This is a genomic window from Stenotrophomonas sp. WHRI 8082 (genome assembly GCF_040223995.2).
Taxonomy (GTDB): Bacteria; Pseudomonadota; Gammaproteobacteria; order Xanthomonadales; family Xanthomonadaceae; genus Stenotrophomonas.
In genome coordinates, this window is the sequence record NZ_CP167826.1 from 159276 (window position 1) to 180225 (window position 20950).

Here is a 20950-nt window from a genome sequence, read left to right on the forward strand (position 1 = left end):
GCATGAGTGGAATCGCCGACGACATCGCTGCGGACTTCATCATCGAGGCGCAGGAAATCCTGGATCGTCTCGGCGAGCAGCTGGTCACCCTGGAGCAGGACCCGCAGGACAGCCCCCAGCTCAATGCGGTGTTCCGGGGATACCACACGCTCAAAGGCGGTGCCGGCTTCCTCGGCATCCACGCCATGGTGGAGCTGTGCCATGCCGCCGAGGAAACCCTCGGCCTGGCGCGCTCCGGACAGGCCACGCTGCAGCCGCATCACTTCGATGCAGGCCAACAATCGCTGGACTATCTGCAGGCGATGCTGGATGCGGTGTCGGCCGGCGAAGAACCGGGCCATGCCCCGCCGGACCTGATCGCCCAGTTCGATGTCGGCGTGGCCCCCTCGCCTGCCGCGTCGGCCCCGCTGGCCGGCAATGACGCCGGTTCGGAAATGATCAGCGACGATGAGTTCGAGGCCCTGCTCGACCAGTTGCATGGCGGCGCCGCGCCCACGGCGGTCGCGCCCAAGGCCGACGATGGCATGATCAGCGAGGACGAGTTCGAGGCCTTGCTGGACCAGCTGCATGGCGGCGCTGTGCCGGGCAGTACACTCGCGCAGCAGGCGCCCGTTGCACAGGCGGCCCCGCCGCCGAAGCGCCCTGTCGCCGCCCCCACGCCCAAGCCCGCCAAGCCGCTGGCCGAGGCCGAACACACCGTGCGCGTGGACACCAAGCGCCTGGATGCCATCGTCAACCTGATCGGCGAACTGGTGCTGTCGCGCAACCGCCTGAAGACCCTGCGCGTGCGTTTGCGCGACGAAGAGCTTGATCGCGCCGTGTCCACGCTGGACATCGCGACCGCGCGTCTGCAGTCGGCGGTCATGCGCACCCGCATGCAGCCGGTGGGCAAGGTCTTCTCGCGTTTCCCGAAAGTGGCGCGCGATGTCGCGCGCTCGCTGAACAAAGAAGTGGAACTGGAACTGTTCGGCGCCGAAACCGAACTGGACCGCAACCTGGTCGAGGCACTGGCCGATCCGCTCGTGCATCTGGTGCGCAATGCCATCGACCACGGCGTGGAGATGCCCGACCTGCGTGAGGCACAGGGCAAGCCCCGCAGCGGCCACGTGCGCTTGTCCGCGCAGCAGGAAGGCGACTACGTCAGCATCGAAGTGCAGGACGACGGCGCGGGCATCGACCCGGAGAAACTGCGTGCCAAGGCGCGCGAGAAGGGCCTGATCGATCCGGAGGCCGCTGCCCGCCTGAGCAGCGAAGAATGCCTGCACCTGGTGTTCCTGCCGGGCTTCTCGACCAAGGCCGAGGTCACCGACATCTCCGGCCGCGGCGTGGGCATGGACGTGGTGCAGTCGCGCATCCGCGAACTCAGCGGACAGATCCAGATCCAGTCCGAACTGGGCCGCGGCAGCCGCTTCATGATCCGCGTGCCGCTCACCCTGGCCATTCTGCCGACCCTGCTGGTACAGGCCGGCGAGGATGTGTACGCCCTGCCGCTGGCACGCGTGCTGGAGGTGCTGCATGCACCGGCCACGTCCCTCGGCTGGTTCGATGGACGCGCCGTGCTTGATCGCCTGTCGCACACCCTGGCCCTGGTGGACCTGCGCCACTGGCTGGACGTGGAACCGGCACCGTCGCACCTGCTGACCATCGTCGTGCTGCAGGCGGGCGAGACCCGCTTCGGCCTGGTCGTGGACCAGGTGCGGGGCCGCGAAGAGGTCGTCATCAAACCGCTGCCCAAGGCCCTGCGCGGGCTGCGTGGTTATGCCGGGGCGACCCTGATCGGCGATGGACGCATGGCCCTGATCCTGGATGTGGACGGCCTTCGCAGCCCGCACGACGGATGAAAACTGTGACGCCGGTCGGCCACTCCCTGGCCACCACCTCAAGTCACCCCGCTACAGGCCGATAACCGATCCATGGACAGACTCAGCCTCATCGGACTCTTCCTCGCCTTGGCATCTCTGGTGGGGGGCAGCATCCTCAAGGGCGCCGGCCTGGCGTCGTTGTGGTCGCCTGCCGCGTTCGTCATCGTCATCGTCGGCACCCTTGCCTCGATCCTGCTGCATACCGCGCCGGCAGTGTTCAAGCACGCCTTCAAGATCGTGCGTTGGGTCATCCGCCCGCCGCAGAGCGACCGCCGCCAGCTGATCACGCAGATCGTGGAATGGAGCAACATCGCGCGCCGCCAAGGCTTGCTGGGTCTGGAGGCGCAGGTCGACGCGCAGAGCGATCCGTTCCTGCGCAAGGGTCTGCAGTTGCTGGTGGATGGCGTAGAGCCGGAAACCATCCGGCACATGCTGGAGATCGAACTGAGCAGCCAGGAACACAAAGACCTGGCCGCGTCGAAGGTATTCGAAGCCATGGGCATCTATGCCCCGACGCTGGGCATCATCGGCGCAGTGCTGGGCTTGATCGCCGTGATGAAGAACCTTGCCGACCCCAGCAAGCTGGGACACGGCATCGCGGCCGCCTTCACCGCTACCATCTACGGCATCGCCTCGGCCAACCTGCTGTTCCTGCCGGTGTCCGCCAAGCTGAAGAGCGTGATCGCCCACACCACGCGCGATCGCGAGATGGCCATCGAAGGCATCATCTCGATCGCCCACGGCGAGAACCCGCGCAACATCGAAACCAACCTGAGCGGATTCCTGCACTGACATGGCCCGCCGCCGTCACCACGAAGAGCATGCCAACCATGAGGCCTGGGCGATTCCGTACGCCGACCTGATGACGCTGCTGCTTGCCTTCTTCGTGGTGATGTATGCCATCTCCACGGTCAACGAAGGCAAGTACCGGGTGGTCGCCAGTGCCTTGAGCAGCGCCTTCGGGTCTGCGCCACGCACCATCAACCCGGTGCAGGTAGGCAGTCACCAGGTAAAGGGCGGCGGCTGGGACACCCCGTCGGTCATCAACGCCGGCAGCCGCGTCGGTCCCTCGGCACCGGCCCCGGCCAACGACCCTACCCTGCTGCCCTCGATGGCATCGCAGATGCGCTCGCCCATCTCGTTCCGCGACCAGGAGCAGCTGAAGCAGGCGGAAATACAGCTGGATGGCATCGCCGACCGACTCACCGCCGCGCTCACACCGCTGATCGACCGCGGCATGATCACCGTGCGCCGTACCGAGCTGTGGATCGAAGTAGAGATCAACAGCGACATCCTGTTCCCCACCGGCGCATCGATGCTCGATGTGCACGCACGCGACACGCTCGCCAAGCTGGCCGAGGTGCTGCGTGACGTGCCCAACAGCGTGCGCGTGGAAGGCCACACCGACAACATCCCGATCGCCACGGCCCAGTTCCCCTCCAATTGGGAACTGTCGGCGGCCCGTGCCGCAAGCGTGGTGCATCTGTTCGCCGATCAGGGGCTGCAGCCCGCCCGGCTGGCGATGGTCGGCTACGGCGAGTTCCGCCCCCGCGAAGACAACACCAGTGCGGACGGCCGCAACCGCAACCGCCGCGTGATGGTGATCATCCTGGCCGATACCAGCCACGGCGTGGATCCCATCAGCCAGCGCCTCAACGCCTCCAGCGACGCCGACGCGCCGGTGATCGCCCCCATTGCCTTACCCCCCCTCCCGCAGGCGCCCCGCGCGCCCGCCCCGGCCGGCAGCCCCATCGGCGCCGCCGTCACCCCCGCCATGAAGGAGTAGACCGATGCGCATCTGGGCAATCGCCAACCAGAAGGGCGGAGTCGGCAAGACCACCACCACCCTCGCACTGGGGCGCCAACTGGCCGGCCTGGGCCATCGCGTGCTGCTGATCGATCTCGATCCGCATGCATCGCTGACCCGCTCGTTCGGCATTCCGCTGGATCCACCGCCGGCGGGCGTACTGGATCTGTTCGCCACCCCGCCGGTGGAGCTGTCCGTGCTCAGCCACCCCAGCGCCATTCCCGGCCTGGACCACGTCTGCGCGCAGGCCGCACTGGCCACGCTGGAACGGCGCAGCGCCAACCAGCCGGGCCTGGGCCTGTCACTGCAGAACGCGTTGGCCCGCCACAAAGGCCGTCACGATTACATCCTGCTGGACTGCGCACCCACGCTGGGCTTGCTGATGATCAACGCACTGGCAGCCGCTGATCGACTGATCATTCCCACCCAGGCCGAGCCGTTGGCCCTGCACGGTCTGGATGGCATGGTCCGCACCGGCGAGATGGTGGAGCGCTCGCGTCGCCGTCCGCTGCCGATGTCGATCCTGCCTACCCTGTTCGATCGACGCACCCGCGCCGGCAACGAGACGCTGAGGCAGATGCAGGACCGCCACCTTACGCGGGTCTGGGATGACGCGATTCCGGTCGACACCCGCATGAGCAGCGCTGCCACCCTGATGACGCCGGTGGAAGGCGATGACTACCCCGGGCGCGGGCTCGCGGCCTATCGGCGTGCGCTGGAGTGGATCCTGACCGACGATGCGCGCGCGCTGGAGCAGGCCGCATGAACAACGAACAGGTGCTGGACGACTATCTGGAGCAGTTGCTGGGTGACGCGGTGGCATCGGCCGACGCGCCTGCGGCTGCCGCTGCGCAGGTGCTCGCCCCTGCAGTGACGGGCGACGCGGACGACGCGCGCGAGCCCACTTGGGATGATCTGCCGCATGAGGTCGTCTACGAAACCGGCGCCCCCGCCGTGGTGGACGATGAAGAAGCAGCGCTGCAGGCTGCCTTCGATGCCGCCTTGGACGCGATGGAACACGCCAGCGCCGCGACGCCGCCCGAACGCCCACCGACCTGGGATGACCTGCCCGACGAGGTGATCTACGAAACCGGCGAGGACATCGCGGCCGTGCTGGCCAATGCGGACAGCCCGTCGCTGGAAGCCGCCTTCGCCGCCGCTGCCGACCCGACCGCGGCAGACACGGTGATCCTGGCAGCGCCCGCCGCGCCGATCGCCGCCGCCGCGGTTGCCCGCGCCCCCGCGCCCGCGCGCATTCCGAACCGCCCGTCCAACCTGCCGCCGCCAGCGAGTGCGACCGGCGCGCCCAGCACATGGCAGGAGCTGCAGGAACAGGCCCGTGAGAACGGACATGCGTCCTCACCGCAGCGCCGCGCCGCCGAGCGCAGCTCGCGCTGGCTGCGCCTGCGCTGTGGCAGCCAGGCCTACGCGCTGGAGCTGCTGAAGGTGCAGGAGGTGGTGCTGCCGGTGCCGTTGCTGTCGCTGCGCGGCACCGCCCCGGCCATGCTGGGCATCATGAACCTGCGTGGGCAGGTGGTACCGGTGATGGACCTGGGCATCCACCTGGGTGGCGCCCCCGCGGGCGAAGATGCGCTGACCCGCATCGTGGTGCTGGAGGAGAACGGCGACATCATGGGCCTGCGGGTCACCGCGGTCGAGGATGTGACCAACCTCAGCGACTCGCAGATCGAGCCCCCGGACACCGCGCGTATCTGCCGGATCAGCAACGACATCTTCCGTGGCGTGGCCCGCGTAAGCGCCCAGCCGATGATCCTGCTCGACGCCACGCGCCTGCTCAACTGATCAGCGCAGGCGCCCGGCCTCGGCCTGGTTCCTGCGCTTGTGCGCTCCTGCTCTCCGCCCAACTGCGGTCAAGGGCAGACTGTCAGCGAGGGGGCGGGCAGGGTCAGGCAGGACTGTGTGAGGCAGGAGCCGAACACAAGCCTACATGGACGTACTTGCGGCGTGTCCTGCGTGGCCCTGCCCGCCCCCTCGGCCCCGGGTCCTGCTCCCGCCCTGGCCCAGAAACAGAAAAACCCATCCCTAAAGCTTTCCCGGAAATTGCCGCTATGAAGTCTGGAACCGTTTGTCCGGAGCAACAATGAGCACAGTGGACCTGGGTGAAGATCTCGGCATCGAGAGCAGCACCGAGCTGAAGAACCGCCTGGCCCCGCTGCTGGCCGAGGCCGCGCCCGTGGTGCTTGACGCCAGTCGGGTCAGCCGCATCCACACCGCAGCGGTGCAGGTGCTGTGCGCGTTCGTGCACGACCGCCGCAGTGCGGGCCGGCCGACACAGTTCAGCGGATGCACCGCAACCTTTTCCGACGCCGCGCGACTGCTCGGCGTCAGCCAGGCCCTCGGCCTGGATGTACCCCATGACAACCTGAATTCTGTGGAGAACGCGGCATGAGCGCACGTATCTTGGTGGTGGATGACTCGGCGTCGATGCGCCAGATGGTCTCCTTCGCCCTCACCTCGGCCGGCTTTGCCGTCGAAGAAGCCGAGGATGGCGCCGTCGCACTCAACCGCGCCAAGGGACAGCGCTTCAACGCCGTGGTGACCGACGTCAACATGCCCAACATGGATGGCATCTCGCTGATCCGCGAGCTGCGCCAGTTGGCCGAGTACAAGTTCACCCCGATGCTGATGCTGACCACCGAGTCAGCGGCCGACAAGAAATCCGAAGGCAAGGCGGCCGGCGCGACCGGCTGGCTGGTGAAGCCGTTCAATCCCGAACAGCTGATCGCCACCGTGCAGAAAGTCCTGGGCTGATCGCCCTCGCCGCCCCCGTCCCCCGCGCCCCTGGAACACACCTGACATGAGCATGGACCTGCAACGATTCCACGCCACCTTCTTCGAGGAAAGCCGCGAAGGGCTGGATGCGATGGAAGCTGGACTGCTGACCCTGGAATCCGGCCAGCACGATGCAGAGATCATCAATTCGGTGTTCCGGGCCGCGCACTCGATCAAGGGCGGCGCCGGCACCTTCGGCTTCGATGCCATCGCCGCGTTGACCCATGTGCTGGAAACGCTGCTGGACGAACTGCGTGCCGGCAAGCGCGCGCTGGAAGCCAACGCCGTCGACGCCATGCTGGCATCGGTGGACGTGCTGCGCGCCCTGCAGCGCGAAGCCGAACACGGCGTGCAGGCCGACCCGGCCGTGGTCGCCGCGATGAAGGCGCGCCTGGAAGGTATTCTGTCCGGGCAGGCGCCCGCCGCCGCCGCAAGTGCGCCCGCTGCCGCCGTTGAAGCCGAGCCGGAAGCCTGGCAGATCGGCTTTACGCCGGCACCGTCGATGTTCATGAGCGGCAACGATCCGCTGCGGATCATCCGCGAGCTGGAGCACCTCGGCCCGCTGCAGGTGCAGGCCCGCATGGAACGCCTGCCCGGCTTCGAGCAGCTGGATCCGTTCGAAGCGCACCTGGCATGGGACCTCGGCCTGATCGGCAAGATCAAGCGCAGCCAGATCGAAGACACCTTCGCCTGGGTGGTCGATGACTGCGAACTGGACATCCGTCCGGTCGCGCCGCCCAGCCTGGCCCTCGATCCGGTGGTCGAGGTTGCCCCGCAGGCGGCCGCTGCACCGATCGCAGCAGCCATCCCCAGCGCGGCGCCAGCCGCACCGCCGGCCGAGGCAGAGACTTCGATCCGGGTGAGCGTGGACAAGGTCGACGCCCTGATCAATCTGGTGGGCGAACTCGTCATCACCCAGGCCATGCTCAAGCAGGTCTCCAACCACATCGACCCGGCCCACGCCGAGCGCCTGTTCGCCGGCCTGGACCTGCTGGAGCGCAACACGCGTGACCTGCAGGAAGCGGTCATCGGCGTGCGCATGCTGCCGGTGGATGCGGTGTTCCGCCGCTTCCCGCGTCTGGTCCGCGACCTCTCCACGCGATTGGGCAAGCAGGTGCGCCTGAAGACGATCGGCGAAGGCACCGAGCTGGACAAGGGCCTGATCGAAAAGATCGCCGATCCCCTGGTCCACCTGGTGCGCAACTCGATCGACCACGGGTTGGAAATGCCGGAGTTCCGCCGCAATGCGGGCAAGGACGAAACCGGCACGATCACGTTGGCGGCATCACACCAGGGCGGCCACATCGTCATTGAAGTCAGCGACGACGGCCACGGCCTGAACCGCGAACGCATCCTGGCGAAGGCGGCCGAGCGTGGCCTTGCCGTGCCGGACAACCCCACCGATTCGCAGGTCTGGGACCTGATCTTCCAGCCTGGTTTCTCCACGGCAGATGCCGTGACCGACCTGTCCGGCCGCGGTGTGGGCATGGACGTGGTCCGTCGCAACATCCAGGCGCTGGGCGGTGAAGTGCAGATCGAAAGCCGCGCCGGTTTCGGGACGCGCACGCTGATCCGCCTGCCGCTGACCCTCGCCATCCTCGACGGCATGACCGTTTCGGTGGCGGGCGAAACCTTGATCCTGCCGCTGGCCTATGTACTGGAAGCATTGCAGCCGCAAGCCAGCGACATCCGCACCATGGCCGGCGAAGGCCGCGTGCTGCGCGTGCGCGGCGAGTACCTGCCTATCCTGTCGTTGAGCGAGTACTACGGCTACGGCCAGCGTCACAGCGATGAGTCGCTGGTGGTGGTGGTGGAAGGCGATGGCCAGAAGATCGCGCTGGAAGTGGACGAACTGGTCGGCCAGCAACAGGTTGTCGTGAAGAACATCGAGAACAACTACCGCCGCATCGGCGGCGTGTCCGGCGCGACCATCCTCGGCGATGGCCGCGTGGCCCTGATCGTCGACATCGGCGGCCTGGTCCGCTCGCTGCGGGTGCCGCAGGCGGCCTGAGCCGCGCTGCGCTGACCTCCGGTAGCGCCGAGCCACGCTCGGCGGCTTTTCTGCCCGCAATCACGACGCCTGATACAGCCCGCGCTGCGCTGACGTCCGGTAGCGCCGAGCCACGCTCGGCGGCTTTTCTGCCCGCAATCACGACGCCGGATACAGGCCGCGCTGCGCGCTCGCCGAGCGTGGCTCGGCGCTACCGGGCATTGCTGCCGACGAACAGATCGCGCTACAGATCCTCGCGGCGATGCCGCTATCTGTGTAGACGGCGTGATGATGCCCCCTCCATTGCGGGCCGTTTTCCTGAAAAGTTCCCACGGCCCCGCCGCGGGCGCATCGTCCTGCCCTGGAGCACCCCCATGAAGTGGTTCCGCGATCTCCCCATTGCCCGCAAGCTGGCCGTGGGATTCACCCTGACCACCCTGATGACCCTCGTGGTAGGCGCTTTCGCCCTGCTGCGCCTGTCTGAAGCCAACACCCAGCTGCGTGGCATGGCCATCGATGCCATTCCTTCCGTGCAGCATCTGGGCGAGGTGCGTTCGCAGCTCGGCGAGTTCCGCACCTACGAAATGGCCCAGCTGACCATGCTGGACAAGCCGGAGAAGGTTGCCGACTACAACACCCGCATGGACGCCACCGCCAAGGTCGTCCGTGAGGAGCTGGACGCCTACGCCGTACTGAAGGCCGACGCGCAGGAGCGCGCGCTGTTCGACAAGGTCAAGGCAGGCGTCGATGCGTATTTCGCCGCCAACGTACAGCTGCGTGCCGCAGGCGCAAACGGTGATGCGGTGCTGGCCCAGCAGGTGTCCGACGAGCAGTCGCGCCCCCTGCGTCGCAAACTGTTTGAAGACCTCAAGGCGCTGAGCGCCTACAGCGGCACCGTCATGGACGCCGGCATCGCCCGCGCCAATGCCACGCACCGCAACAGCATGGTCGCCATCATCGCGGCGATGGTGCTGCTCTCGCTGGTCGCCGCAGCACTGGCCGTCACTATTTCGCGCGTCATCACCGTGCCACTGGGCAAGGCCGTGCAGGCCATCCAGGCGGTTGCACGCGGTGACCTGAGTGTCAGTACGCCGGCCACCAGCAACGACGAAGCCGGCCGCATGCTGACCGCGACCGCCGAAATGACCGCCACCCTGCGCCGTTTCTCCGGCCAGACCCAGCAGATGGTGGAAATGCATGCGGGCCCGGACATCAACCACCGCATCCCGGAAGATTTCCCGGGTGTGTACGGTGAGCTGGCGCACGGCATCAACACCGTGATCTTCGAGCACCTTGATTCCATCCGCGATGCAATCGACGTGCTCAACCAGTACGCCGCCGGCAACCTGGCGCCGGATGCACGACGCCTGCCCGGCACCCGCGCGATCCTGCACGAATCGATGGATGCCGCAAAAGCCAGCCTGATGGCCATCAATACGCAGATCCAGCAGCTGGCCTCCGCGGCGGCGGCTGGTGACTTCAGCCAGCGCGGCGACGCGTCCCGCTTCGAGCATGACTTCAAGCTCATGATCGAGCAGCTGAACACCATGATGCACGTGGCCGACGGCAACCTGTCGCAGCTCTCGCAGCTGCTGCAGGCGATCGCCGCCGGCGACCTGACCGCGCGCATGGACGGCGAGTTCCACGGTGTATTCGCGCTGATGCGCGATGATGCCAACACCACCGTCAGCCAGTTGACCGGCATCGTGTCGCGCATCCAGGTGTCGGCGCAGAGCATCCGCGGTGCAGCCAGTGAAATCGCAGCCGGCAACAACGATCTGTCGCGCCGTACCGAACAGCAGGCCGCCAATCTGGAAGAAACGGCGGCGTCGATGGAGGAACTTACCTCCACCGTGCGCCAGAACGCCGAGCACGCGCGCCAGGCCAACCAGCTTGCCATCGGCGCCGCCGGTGTCGCGTCGCAGGGCGGCGAAGTGGTGGGTCAGGTCGTCAGCACCATGAGCGCGATCGAGGCGTCTTCCAAGAAGATCGCCGAGATCATTTCGGTGATCGACGGCATCGCGTTCCAGACCAACATCCTGGCATTGAACGCCGCGGTCGAAGCGGCCCGCGCCGGTGACCAGGGCCGCGGTTTCGCCGTGGTGGCCAGCGAAGTGCGCACGTTGGCACAGCGCTCTGCCGCTGCCGCGAAAGAGATCAAGGGCCTGATCGACGAATCCGTCGACAAGGTGGCCGATGGCTCTGCACTGGTGCACCGGGCCGGCGCCACCATGGGCGAGATCGTCGCCTCGGTGCAGCGCGTCACCGACATCATGGCCGAGATTTCCGCGGCCTCGCAGGAGCAGTCTGCCGGCATCGAACAGGTCAACCAGACCGTGGTGCAGATGGATGAAACCACCCAGCAGAATGCCGCGCTGGTGGAAGAAGCCACTGCCGCCGCACGCTCCATGGAAGAACAGGCCATGCAGCTGACCGATGCGGCCGCGCAGTTCCGTATCGCGGGCGGTGCCGCCAACACCCCGGCCGCCGCGGCCCCCGTCGTGCCATCGAAAGCCAAACCATCGGCAGCCCGTACGACGGCCCGCAAGCCTGCGCCGGTCATCCGCCAGCCCGTCCTCGCGGGCGAAGGGGACTGGCAGGAGTTCTGATCACCCCGGGTCGCGCTCCCTGCCGCGTCCCGGTGTTGGATCCCCCTCGCGCGCGGGAGGGATCCAACCACACTCATCCGATGCAAGGAGTGCCATGGACGCACCTGCCGAACCGGTAGCCACTGCCCGCCGACGCCCACTGAGGGCGCTTGTGGGCCTTCTGCTGTTGGCCAGCTGGATCGGCTGGGCCGTCCCCGCCCTCTGGCACCAGAACAGCACATCCCCAGCTCCGCTGTGTGTCGCGTTCAACGACCGCCGCTGAGTGTCTACACCGCAGTCCATGCCAAAAGGAGCATTGCGCATGTCCGCACCCTCCCGCACCGCCGAGTCATTCGTCGGTCACGAAAAACTTCCCTTCCTGCAGGTCCTCGGCGCAGACGCCGACCGCCTGTTCCTCGGCCTCACCGCCGTACTCGCTCTGGTCTCGATGGGCCTGGCCCTGCGTGCAGGCATCTGGGTGCCTTTCCTGGCGATCAGCCTGCCGACGGCCCTGGTGGTCGCCGCACAGGTCCAGCTGCTGCCCGGCACGCGGCTGTCGCGCTGCACGGTGGCGCTGGGCTGGATGGTGCTCGCCGCCACCTTGATCCACCAGACCAACGGACTGCTTGAAACCCACTTCACGGTCATCGTCTTGATCGCGCTGCTGCTGTATTACCGCGACTGGCTGCCGTTGGTGGTTGCGGCGGCGGCGATCGCGATCCACCACGTTGCATTCTTCTGGCTGCAGCAGCGGGGCCTGCCCTACCCGGTCTTCAGCGCCGGCAGCGGCATCGGTGTGCTGGTGCTGCATGCCAGCTACGTCGTGATAGAGACCGGGCTGCTGTCGGTGATGGCGATCCAGATGCGTCGCCAGCTGGTACTGCTTGGCCATGACCCGCGCCAGCTGGCCGTGCTGGCCCGTGGCGTGGCGGCCGATCAGCCGTTGCCCATCGGCATCCATGCAGGCCAGTTCCCGGCGGACTCGCTGGCGAGCGCCCTGGTGCAGACAAGCACGCAGCTGCTGCAGCGTCGTGAGCGCGAACAAGCGGTGCTGGGCGAAACGCTGCGCATCCGCTCCGCACTGGAGGATGTCACCACCAACGTGATGATTGCCGACCGTGAGCGCAACATCGTGTTCGTCAACCGTCCCCTGCAGAAGATGCTGGCCGCTGCCGAAGCCGACCTGCGCCGCGACCTGCCGCAGTTCAGTGCAGCCGACCTGCTCGGCCGCAACATCGATATCTTCCACCGCAACCCGGCCCACCAGGCAGCGCTGCTGGACACGCTGACCACCACCTACCGCGCGCAGATCCGCGTGGGCGGGCGCGTGCTGCAGCTCATCGTCAACCCCATCATCAATGGCGAGGGAGAGCGCCAGGGCTTCGTGGTCGAATGGGCTGATCGCACCGTGGAAGTGCAGGTGGAAGAAGAGCTCGGCCGCATCGTGCAGGCGGCGGCCGACGGTGATTTCAGTGGCAGGGTGGCCTGCGCAGGGAAGACCGGCTTCTTCCTGCAGCTGGCACAGCATCTCAATGCCCTGTTGGATGCGAATGCCACCAGCATCGAACAGATATCCGCCCTGCTGTCATCGCTGTCGCGGGGCGATCTCAGGGTGCGCATGGAGGGCGACTTCCACGGCGTCTTCGCCCGCATCCGCGATGATGCCAACGCCACCGTCGACCAGCTGACCGGCATCGTCGGCAGCATCAAGGATGCGTCCAGCCACATCAACCACACCGCATCCGGTCTCGCGCAGGGCAATGAGCACCTTGCCAGCCGCACGGAGCAGCAGGCCGCCAGCCTGGAAGAAACCGCGGCGACAATGGAAGAACTGACCGCTGCGGTGCGGCAGAATGCCGAACATGCGCGTACCGCCAACCGCGTCGCCAGCGGCGCTGCGGACGTGGCGGCTGCCGGTGGCGCGGTCGTCGGCAACGTGGTGAACACCATGTCCGACATCGAGCGCGCGTCACGACGCATTGCTGAAATCATCTCGGTCATCGACGGCATTTCCTTCCAGACCAACATCCTGGCGCTGAACGCTGCGGTCGAAGCCGCGCGTGCCGGTGAACAAGGTCGTGGTTTTGCTGTCGTGGCCTCGGAGGTGCGCGTGCTCGCACAGCGCTCGGCAGACGCCGCCAAGCAGATCAAGGGGCTGATCGAAGACTCGGTGGACAAGGTGACCGAAGGGACCACACTGGTGCAGCGTGCCGGCGCGACCATGGACGAGATCATGCAGTCGGTGCAGCAGGTCAACCAGATCATGGGCGAGATCGCGGCGGCATCGCAGGAGCAGAGCGCGGGCATAGAACAGGTCAACCAGAGCATCAGCCACATGGATGCGTCCACCCGGCAGAACGGCGCTCTGGTGGAAGCGTCCACCGAGGCCACGCATGCGATGAGCGAACAGGCCGCGCGTCTGGCTGAAGCCGTGGCACGTTTCCGCCTGCAGGCCGACGACGGTGAAACCGCCGTGATGCGGCGGCTGCGGGAGCTCGCCGGGCACGCGCCCTGAGGGACGTGACGGCCGCTGGGTAGTGACGGCCGCTGGCCGTCAACTCCCTGCCGCTGCGCTCGCCGAGCGTGGCTCGGCGCTACCGGACGTGTCCGCGTAACACGCCGGCGTCGCGGGCTTCAGGAACGCACGGCTTTGCCGATATGCTGAAAGACGCACCGTGCCGCACGTCACGGTTTTTCCCGCTCTCGAACGCAGAACCGATGTCCGCAGGCAGCCACGACGACGCACAGGAACACCCTACCGCGCAGGACGACAGCGCCGATGAGCGTTTCCTCGTGCGCAATCCGCTGCAGGTGCGGCAACTGCTCCGTCAGCTGATCGAGCACCGATCGCTGATCAACGCCCATATTGGTGGACGCGATCAGAGCTTCCCCACCGCCGTACTGGAAATCGACGAGGACGAAGAGCAGCTGATGCTCGATGGCAGTCCGCAGGAGGCGTCGAACCGCGCCGCCGAGGCCGCCGGCTATCTGTTGTGCTTCGCCCAACTGGATCGCGTGCTGGTGCGCTTCCGCGTGGATATCGTGCAGCGGGAGCAGAACGGCCGCCATATCGCCTTCCGCGCCAGCCTGCCGGACGAGATGGTGCATCTGCAGCGTCGCGAGATGTACCGGCTGGAGACACCGATCACTGACTCACCCCACCTGCTGTTGCCTGCGGCCGATGGCCGGCCTGAGCCACTGTCTATGCGCGTGGTGGATATCAGCGGCGGTGGACTGGCGGTAGCCCTGCCCGCCGAGTACAACGTCTTTGGGATGCAGAAGCGCTACGACGCCGTGCTGTCCGTGCCGGATGGTCCGGACCTGCAGATCAGCCTGATCGCCTGCAACGAGCGCGTGCAGAAGCTGCCCAGCGGCGTCGAAGTGAACCGCGTCGGCCTGCGCTTCGACCGCCTGCCGCGCGGCGGCGACAGCACCATCCAGCGCTACATCTTCCGCATCGACCGCCAGCGCAGCGCCCGCAAGAACGGCGAATCGTAGCCGGCGGACTGGCACCCCGGTAGAGCCTGCTTCAGCCGGCTGCTTGCTGATACCCCGGTAGAGCCGGCTTCAGCCGGCTGCTTGTCCTGTTGACGGTGCCGACTGAAGTCGGCACTACCAGTCGGCGTTATAGATCCGCATTACGGGCCGGCACTACGGCCGCCGTTGCAGGTCAGCGCTAAAGTCGTGGCAGCAGCAGCCGATACCGAGCCTGAGACCGCGAATCACGGCACCCAGGACACCCTCGATGAACGACAAGAACCAGGCCCACGCCGATACCGGCGGCGAGTTCCTCAGCTTCACCCTCGGCGACGAGCACTACGGCGTGGACATCCTCAAGGTGCAGGAAATCCGCGGCTATGACGCGGTGACCCGCGTGCCGGACGCACCGGATTACATCAAGGGCGTCATCAACCTGCGCGGCACCATCGTGCCGGTCATCGACCTGCGCCTGAAGCTGCGCCTGGAAAATGCCCGCTACGACGCCTTCACCGTGATGATCGTGCTGAACGTGGAAGACCGCGTCGTCGGCATCGTGGTGGACAGCGTGTCCGATGTGATCCCGCTGGCCGCAGAGCAGATCCGCCCGACCCCCGAATTCGGCGCCGCCGTCGATACCCGTTTCATCTCGGGCATCGGCACCCAGGACGACCGCATGCTGATTTTGCTGGACATCGAAACCCTGCTCGACAGCGCTGACATGGGTCAGCCCGCTGCGCTGGAAGAAGTCGCTGCCTGATCGTCACCGATCAAAACAAAATCCTTCAGTTCCACCTGCAACGGCCGATAGGGGAGTCAGGACCGCCCGCGATGGAACGCGCCAGGCCGGCCACCCGATCACCATTCTTCTTACTGGAGTACCCGTCGATGAAGTCCCTGCTCGCTTTTGCGTCTGCCACCCTGCTGGCCGCCACCGCCCTCACCGCCTCCGCGCAGTCGGCCATGATTCCGCCGGAAATGGCAGCCCGCCAGGTCGGCAAGGACGGCATGGTCTGCGGCAAGGTGGAAAAGGCCCGCTTCGCTGAAGGCTCGGAAGGGTCGCCGACCTTCCTGTACATGGGCGGTGCGTTCCCGCGCCACACCTTCTCCGCGCGCATCGCCGGCGCCAACCGCGGCAAGTTCAGCTTCCCGCTGGAAACCCTGGAAGGCAAGACCGTCTGCGTGATCGGCAAGATCGAGCGTGATGCCTCGCGTGCTGAAATCGAAGTCAGCTCGCCGGCTGGCCTGAAGCTGGCCGACATCAAGTAATACCGGCCTGTCCTGCCACGCCGGCCCGTCCGGCGTGGCTGCTGCACCCGGACCATGGTGGTCCGGACGCGTCCGCCTTTGGAGAGTGCAACGCCCATGCCCTGGATCAACAACCTCAAACTGATGCCCAAGCTGATGGCCACCTTTGGTGTCCTCCTGCTGGTGATGCTGCTTCAGGGCATCGTGGCCTACCGTGGCCTGGACTCGCTCAACGACGTGACGACGACGCTGGCCGGCAAGCGGATGGAAAGCATCCGCACGGCCGGCGAAATGCGGGGCGTGCTGGGTGAGTATCGCAGCGCCTCCTACCAGCAGCTGATCCGTGCCAGCGATGACGTCAAGGCCGAAGCACGCACGCGTGCGGCAGACCTGCGCAAGCAGCTGGACACCTCCATCAAGGCCTATCCGGCCCTGGTCGATGGGGCGCAGCAGAAGGCCCTGTTCGACACCTTCGTCAAGGACTGGAACCAGACCCTGACCTCCTATGATTCGGTCAGCGAGATGCTGGAACTGCAGCTGCCCGACGATGCCATCGATACCTTCGTCGGTGAAACGCGCACCCTGCACAACAAGTCGTCAGCGGCCCTGGAAGCCCTGATCGCCGAAGACAACCGCCTTGCCCGCGCCGCGCGCGACGAGGCCACCTCCGCCTATGCCACCTCGTCGATGCTGATGCTGATCGCGCTACTGGGCGGCGCAGCACTCGGCCTGGTACTGGTGTATCTGTTCGCCCGCTCCCTGGTGGGCAGTGTCCGCGGCGCGGTCAGCGTTGCCAACGAAGTCGCCAGCGGCAAGCTGGACGGCCACATCGACACCTCGCGCTCGGATGAAGTCGGCGACCTGATGCAGGCCATGCAGCGCATGCAGCGCGACCTGCGCGAGCGTATCGAACGCGACGAAGCCATCGCCAGCGAGAACCTGCGCATCCGCACCGCGCTGGATTACAGCTCTACCGGTGTGTTCCTCAGCGATGCGAACCAGCAGATCGTCTACGCCAACAGCGCGCTCCAGCAGTCGCTCGTCGAGCATGCCGACGAACTGCGCAAGGACCTGCCGGGCTTCGACCCCGAAGCACCGCTGGTCGGCCGCCCGGTCGCCGAGCTGGAACACGGTGGCCAAGCCGATGCGGCCGTCATGGCCGAGCTGGCCAAGACCGGCGTCGCCCGCCGCGAAGTCCAGTATGGCCAGGCGCAGTTCGCCCAGGTCATCACCACCATCCGCAACGAAGACGGCGACACCGTCGGCCATGTGACCGAATGGCGCGACCGGACCCCGGAAGCTGCCGTGGAAGCGGAAGTCGCGCAGGTGATTGCCCGCGCCGCCGCAGGCGACCTCACTGGCCGTGTCGGCAGCGAAGGCAAGGACGGCTTCTTCCTGCAGCTGGCCAACCAGATCAACGGGCTGCTCAACGCCAATGCCAGTAGCATCGAGCAGATCTCGCAGCTGCTTGCCGCCCTGTCACGCGGCGACCTGACCGCCCGCATGCAGGGCGACTACCAGGGCGTGTTCGCCCAGATGCGCGACGACGCCAACGCCACCGCCGAACAGCTCAGTGGCATCGTCACCCGCATCAAGCACTCCAGCCGCGCCATCAACTCGGCCGCCGGTGAGATCGCCAGCGGCAACAGCGATCTGTCGCGCCGTACCGAACAGCAGGCCGCGAACCTGGAAGAAACCGCCGCATCGATGGAGGAACTGACCTCCACCGTGCGCCAGAACGCCGAGCACGCACGCCAGGCCAACCAGCTCGCCATCGGCGCCGCCGGTGTCGCCTCGCAGGGCGGCGAAGTGGTCGGCCAGGTGGTCACCACCATGTCGGCCATCCAGACCTCCTCCAAGAAGATTGCTGAAATCATCTCGGTCATCGACGGCATCGCGTTCCAGACCAACATCCTGGCACTGAATGCCGCGGTGGAAGCCGCCCGTGCAGGTGAGCAGGGCCGTGGCTTCGCCGTGGTCGCCAGCGAAGTGCGCACCCTGGCCCAGCGCTCCGCCGCTGCCGCCAAGGAGATCAAGGGCCTGATCGACGACTCGGTCGGCAAGGTCGCCGATGGCTCTGCCCTGGTCAACAAGGCCGGTGCCACCATGAGTGAAATCGTCGCCTCGGTGCAGCGCGTGACCGACATCATGTCCGAGATCTCCGCCGCCTCGCAGGAACAGTCCGCCGGCATCGAACAGGTGAACCAGACCGTCGTGCAGATGGATGAAACCACCCAGCAGAACGCCGCGCTGGTGGAAGAAGCCACCGCCGCCGCGCGGGCCATGGAAGAACAGGCCGGCCACCTGAGTGAAGCCGTTTCGGTGTTCACCCTGGATGAGTCGGACGTGCAGCACGAGGCCCCGGCCGCCACCCGTCCGCGCGCCGCCGCACCCGCCGCCTCCGCCGCGCCGACAGTGCGTCGTCCCGCCACCCGCCAGCCCGCCGCCGAGCTGGCCGAAGGGGACTGGGCAGAGTTCTGATCCGACGACATCTTCGGATGAGGCCGGGCCATGTGCCCGGCCTTTTTTTATCCCGCCGCCCGCGATACCCGGTAGCGCCGAGCCACGCTCGGCGAGCGCAGCGGCAAGGCATGGACGGCCAGCGGGCGTGAGAACCGCGTGCGTCACGCGAACGGCAGCCGACTGAAGTCGGCTCTAACGGGGATCGCACGCGCGGGGAATGTTGGGCGCGGGGCAGCGTTGGTAGCGCCGAGCCACGCTCGGCGAGCGCACCGCGCGGCGTCCGTCAGGCATCGCGTTGCCGGCAGGAAGTAACCGCCGAGACAAGCGCGGCGCGACCAAAGCACTCAATTGTCCGCCGCAGCGGCCGATAACGTGGTTGACGCAGTACCGCGTCCCCTTCCCTGTTCTGGCCCCCTCCATGACGCTCAAGCAACGCTGGCATCGCTACTTCGACAACCTTCCGGTCCGCCGCAAGCTCAACCTGTTGACCGTGCTGATCGCCATCGGCGTCGTCGCGCTGTCCATCGTGGCGGCGCGTATGCAGTACCTGGACCTGACCGAAACCCGCAAGGAATCGCTTGCCGTCCAGGTCGAGCTTGCCGAGGGCGTGCTGACCCATTACCAGCGTCTGTCCGCCAAGGGTGAGCTGAGCGAAGAAGCCGCCAAGGCCGCCGCGCTGCAGGCGATCGATGCCATGCGCGCCCAGGACGATGCCTACTACTACAACGTGCTGGACACGAACTACGTGCTGCTGATGCACCCGTTCAAGCCCGAACGTGTCGGCAGCGTGCAGAAGGACTACACATCGGTCGACGGGGTGCCGCTGTACTACCTGCAGGTGGGCATGGCGCGCATCGGCGGCGGCTACACCTACTACCAGACCAACAAGCCCGGCGCCGAGAAGCCCATCGACAAGGTCACCTACGCGCACATGTTCGCGCCGTGGCAGTGGGTGGTCACCAGTGGCGTCTATATGGACGACGTGCAGGCGCAGGCATGGACCTTCACCCTGATCATGGCGCTGACCGGCGGCCTCGTCGTGCTGCTGGTGCTGGCGCTGAGCTGGGTGATCGGCAGCCGCATCGCCACCCCGCTGCGCAAGGCGACCCTGGTAGCCGAAGGCATTGCCGCCGGCAAGTTGGACAACACCATCGGCGACCAGCCGCACGATGAAACCGGCCGCCTGCTGCACAGCATGTCGCGCATGCAGGATCAGCTGCACGCGGTAATCGGTGGACAGCGGGAGATGGCCCGCCGCCACGAGTCAGGCGAGCTGTCCTACCGTATCGACGCCAGCACCGTGCCCGGCGAGTACGGGCAGATGGTGCGTGACACCAACACCCTCGTCGGCAACCACGTGCAGACCCTGCACGATGTGCTGGGCGTGGTGCAGCAGTACGCCGTTGGCGATCTGCGTACCGATATCGCCCGCTATCCGGGTGAGAAGGCGGCCATCACCACGACCGTGGACGCCGTAAAGGCCAACCTCGCCCGTATCAACGCCGAGATCAAGCGCTTGGCTGGTGCGGCGGCGGCCGGTGATTTCAGCCAGCGCGGCGATGCGGCCTCGTTCGAGCACGACTTCCGTGCCATGGTCGAAAACCTCAACGCCATGACCGCCGTCAGCGATGACAACCTGGGCAAGCTGTCGCGCCTGCTGTCCGCCATCGCCGAAGGCGACCTGACCGCCCGCATGCACGGCGAGTTCCAGGGCGTGTTTGCGCGGATGCGCGACGATGCCAATGCCACGGTGATCCAGCTGACCCAGATCGTCGGCCAGATCCAGGGCGCCACCAGCAGCATCACCTTGGCCGCCGGTGAAATCGCCAGCGGCAACAGCGATCTGTCGCGCCGTACCGAACAGCAGGCCGCCAACCTGGAAGAAACCGCTGCCTCGATGGAGGAACTGACCTCCACCGTGCGCCAGAACGCCGAGCACGCACGCCAAGCCAACCAGCTGGCCATCGGCGCGGCATCCGTCGCCTCGCAGGGTGGCGACGTCGTGGGCCAGGTGGTCACCACCATGTCCGCCATCCAGACCTCGTCAAAGAAAATCGCCGAGATCATCACCGTCATCGACGGCATCGCCTTCCAGACCAACATCCTGGCGTTGAACGCTGCGGTGGAAGCGGCGCGCGCCGGTGAACAAGGCCGCGGTTTCGCCGTTGTCGCCAGCGAAGTCCGCACCCTCGCCCAGCGCTCGGCTGCGGCGGCCAAGGAGATCAAGGGCCTGATCGATGACTCAGTCACCAACGTGGCCGACGGCTCGGCACTGGTGAACAAGGCCGGTGCCACCATGGGCGAGATCGTCGCCTCGGTGCAGCGCGTCACCGACATCATGGCCGAGATCTCCGCGGCATCGCAGGAGCAGTCCGCCGGCATCGAACAGGTCAACCAGACCGTGGTGCAGATGGACGAAACCACCCAGCAGAATGCCGCGCTGGTCGAAGAAGCCACTGCCGCCGCGCGGGCTATGGAAGAACAGGCCACCCAGCTCGCCGATGCCGTGGCGATCTTCCGTCTGGACAACCAGGTCAACGCCGCCGTGCGCGCCGTGGCCGAGCGCATCGAGAGCCCGGCGCATCGCGCATCCACCCCGGCACCCGCCGCATCCCGCGCGGCCGCCCGTCCGCCGGCCCGCGCGCCTGCGACGCCGCGTGCGCTGTCGACCCCTGACGATGGCAACTGGCAGGAATTCTGATCCGTCCGGCGTGGGCTTGTC

The 20950-nt window shown here is 66.8% G+C and carries 15 protein-coding genes; all 15 read left to right on the forward strand.

The features are described 5' to 3' along the window. Nucleotides 1-2 precede the first annotated feature (2 nt). Nucleotides 3-1841: a chemotaxis protein CheA gene (locus tag ABRP17_RS00705; RefSeq protein WP_188324128.1), complete on the forward strand. Its 1839-nt coding sequence runs from the start codon at nt 3-5 to the stop codon at nt 1839-1841. A gap of 72 nt (nt 1842-1913) precedes the next feature. Continuing rightward, nucleotides 1914-2654 carry a flagellar motor protein gene (locus tag ABRP17_RS00710; RefSeq protein WP_188324129.1) on the forward strand — a complete coding sequence of 247 codons (741 nt, stop codon included), beginning with the start codon at nt 1914-1916 and terminating at the stop codon, nt 2652-2654. Nucleotide 2655: 1 nt separating this feature from the next. Further along, nucleotides 2656-3648 (forward strand): flagellar motor protein MotD, encoded by a 993-nt coding sequence (gene motD, locus ABRP17_RS00715; RefSeq protein WP_349986086.1) that lies wholly within the window; start codon nt 2656-2658, stop codon nt 3646-3648. A 4-nt stretch (nt 3649-3652) separates the two neighbouring features. Beyond that, entirely contained in the window at nt 3653-4435 is a 783-nt protein-coding gene (locus ABRP17_RS00720; RefSeq protein WP_188324131.1) for a ParA family protein, read from the forward strand. Next, nucleotides 4432-5472, forward strand: coding sequence for a chemotaxis protein CheW (locus ABRP17_RS00725; RefSeq protein WP_349986085.1), 1041 nt, complete (start codon nt 4432-4434; stop codon nt 5470-5472). Before ABRP17_RS00720 ends, ABRP17_RS00725 begins: the two co-directional genes overlap by 4 nt. A 298-nt stretch (nt 5473-5770) precedes the next feature. Further along, on the forward strand, nt 5771-6079 hold the full coding sequence (locus ABRP17_RS00730; RefSeq protein WP_188324133.1) for a lipid asymmetry maintenance protein MlaB: 309 nt from the start codon (nt 5771-5773) through the stop codon (nt 6077-6079). Then, on the forward strand, nt 6076-6441 hold the full coding sequence (locus ABRP17_RS00735; protein ID WP_192079307.1) for a response regulator: 366 nt from the start codon (nt 6076-6078) through the stop codon (nt 6439-6441). Before ABRP17_RS00730 ends, ABRP17_RS00735 begins: the two co-directional genes overlap by 4 nt. A gap of 46 nt (nt 6442-6487) precedes the next feature. Continuing rightward, entirely contained in the window at nt 6488-8473 is a 1986-nt protein-coding gene (locus tag ABRP17_RS00740; protein WP_349986083.1) for a chemotaxis protein CheA, read from the forward strand. A gap of 353 nt (nt 8474-8826) precedes the next feature. Further along, complete coding sequence (locus ABRP17_RS00745; RefSeq protein WP_349986081.1) at nt 8827-11061, forward strand: methyl-accepting chemotaxis protein; 2235 nt, start codon at nt 8827-8829, stop codon at nt 11059-11061. 301 nt (nt 11062-11362) lie between these two features. Further along, nucleotides 11363-13555 (forward strand): methyl-accepting chemotaxis protein, encoded by a 2193-nt coding sequence (locus ABRP17_RS00750; RefSeq protein ID WP_349986079.1) that lies wholly within the window; start codon nt 11363-11365, stop codon nt 13553-13555. A gap of 203 nt (nt 13556-13758) precedes the next feature. Continuing rightward, nucleotides 13759-14538, forward strand: coding sequence for a flagellar brake protein (locus tag ABRP17_RS00755; RefSeq protein ID WP_349986078.1), 780 nt, complete (start codon nt 13759-13761; stop codon nt 14536-14538). 247 nt (nt 14539-14785) lie between these two features. Next, complete coding sequence (locus ABRP17_RS00760; protein ID WP_188324139.1) at nt 14786-15277, forward strand: chemotaxis protein CheW; 492 nt, start codon at nt 14786-14788, stop codon at nt 15275-15277. 128 nt (nt 15278-15405) lie between these two features. Further along, nucleotides 15406-15786 carry a hypothetical protein gene (locus ABRP17_RS00765; RefSeq protein ID WP_188324140.1) on the forward strand — a complete coding sequence of 127 codons (381 nt, stop codon included), beginning with the start codon at nt 15406-15408 and terminating at the stop codon, nt 15784-15786. A 96-nt stretch (nt 15787-15882) separates the two neighbouring features. After that, the gene (locus ABRP17_RS00770) at nt 15883-18246 is read left to right on the forward strand and encodes a methyl-accepting chemotaxis protein (protein WP_349986076.1); all 2364 of its coding nucleotides are present in this window, start codon (nt 15883-15885) and stop codon (nt 18244-18246) included. A 400-nt stretch (nt 18247-18646) separates the two neighbouring features. After that, complete coding sequence (locus ABRP17_RS00775; RefSeq protein WP_349986074.1) at nt 18647-20929, forward strand: methyl-accepting chemotaxis protein; 2283 nt, start codon at nt 18647-18649, stop codon at nt 20927-20929. Nucleotides 20930-20950 lie beyond the last annotated feature (21 nt).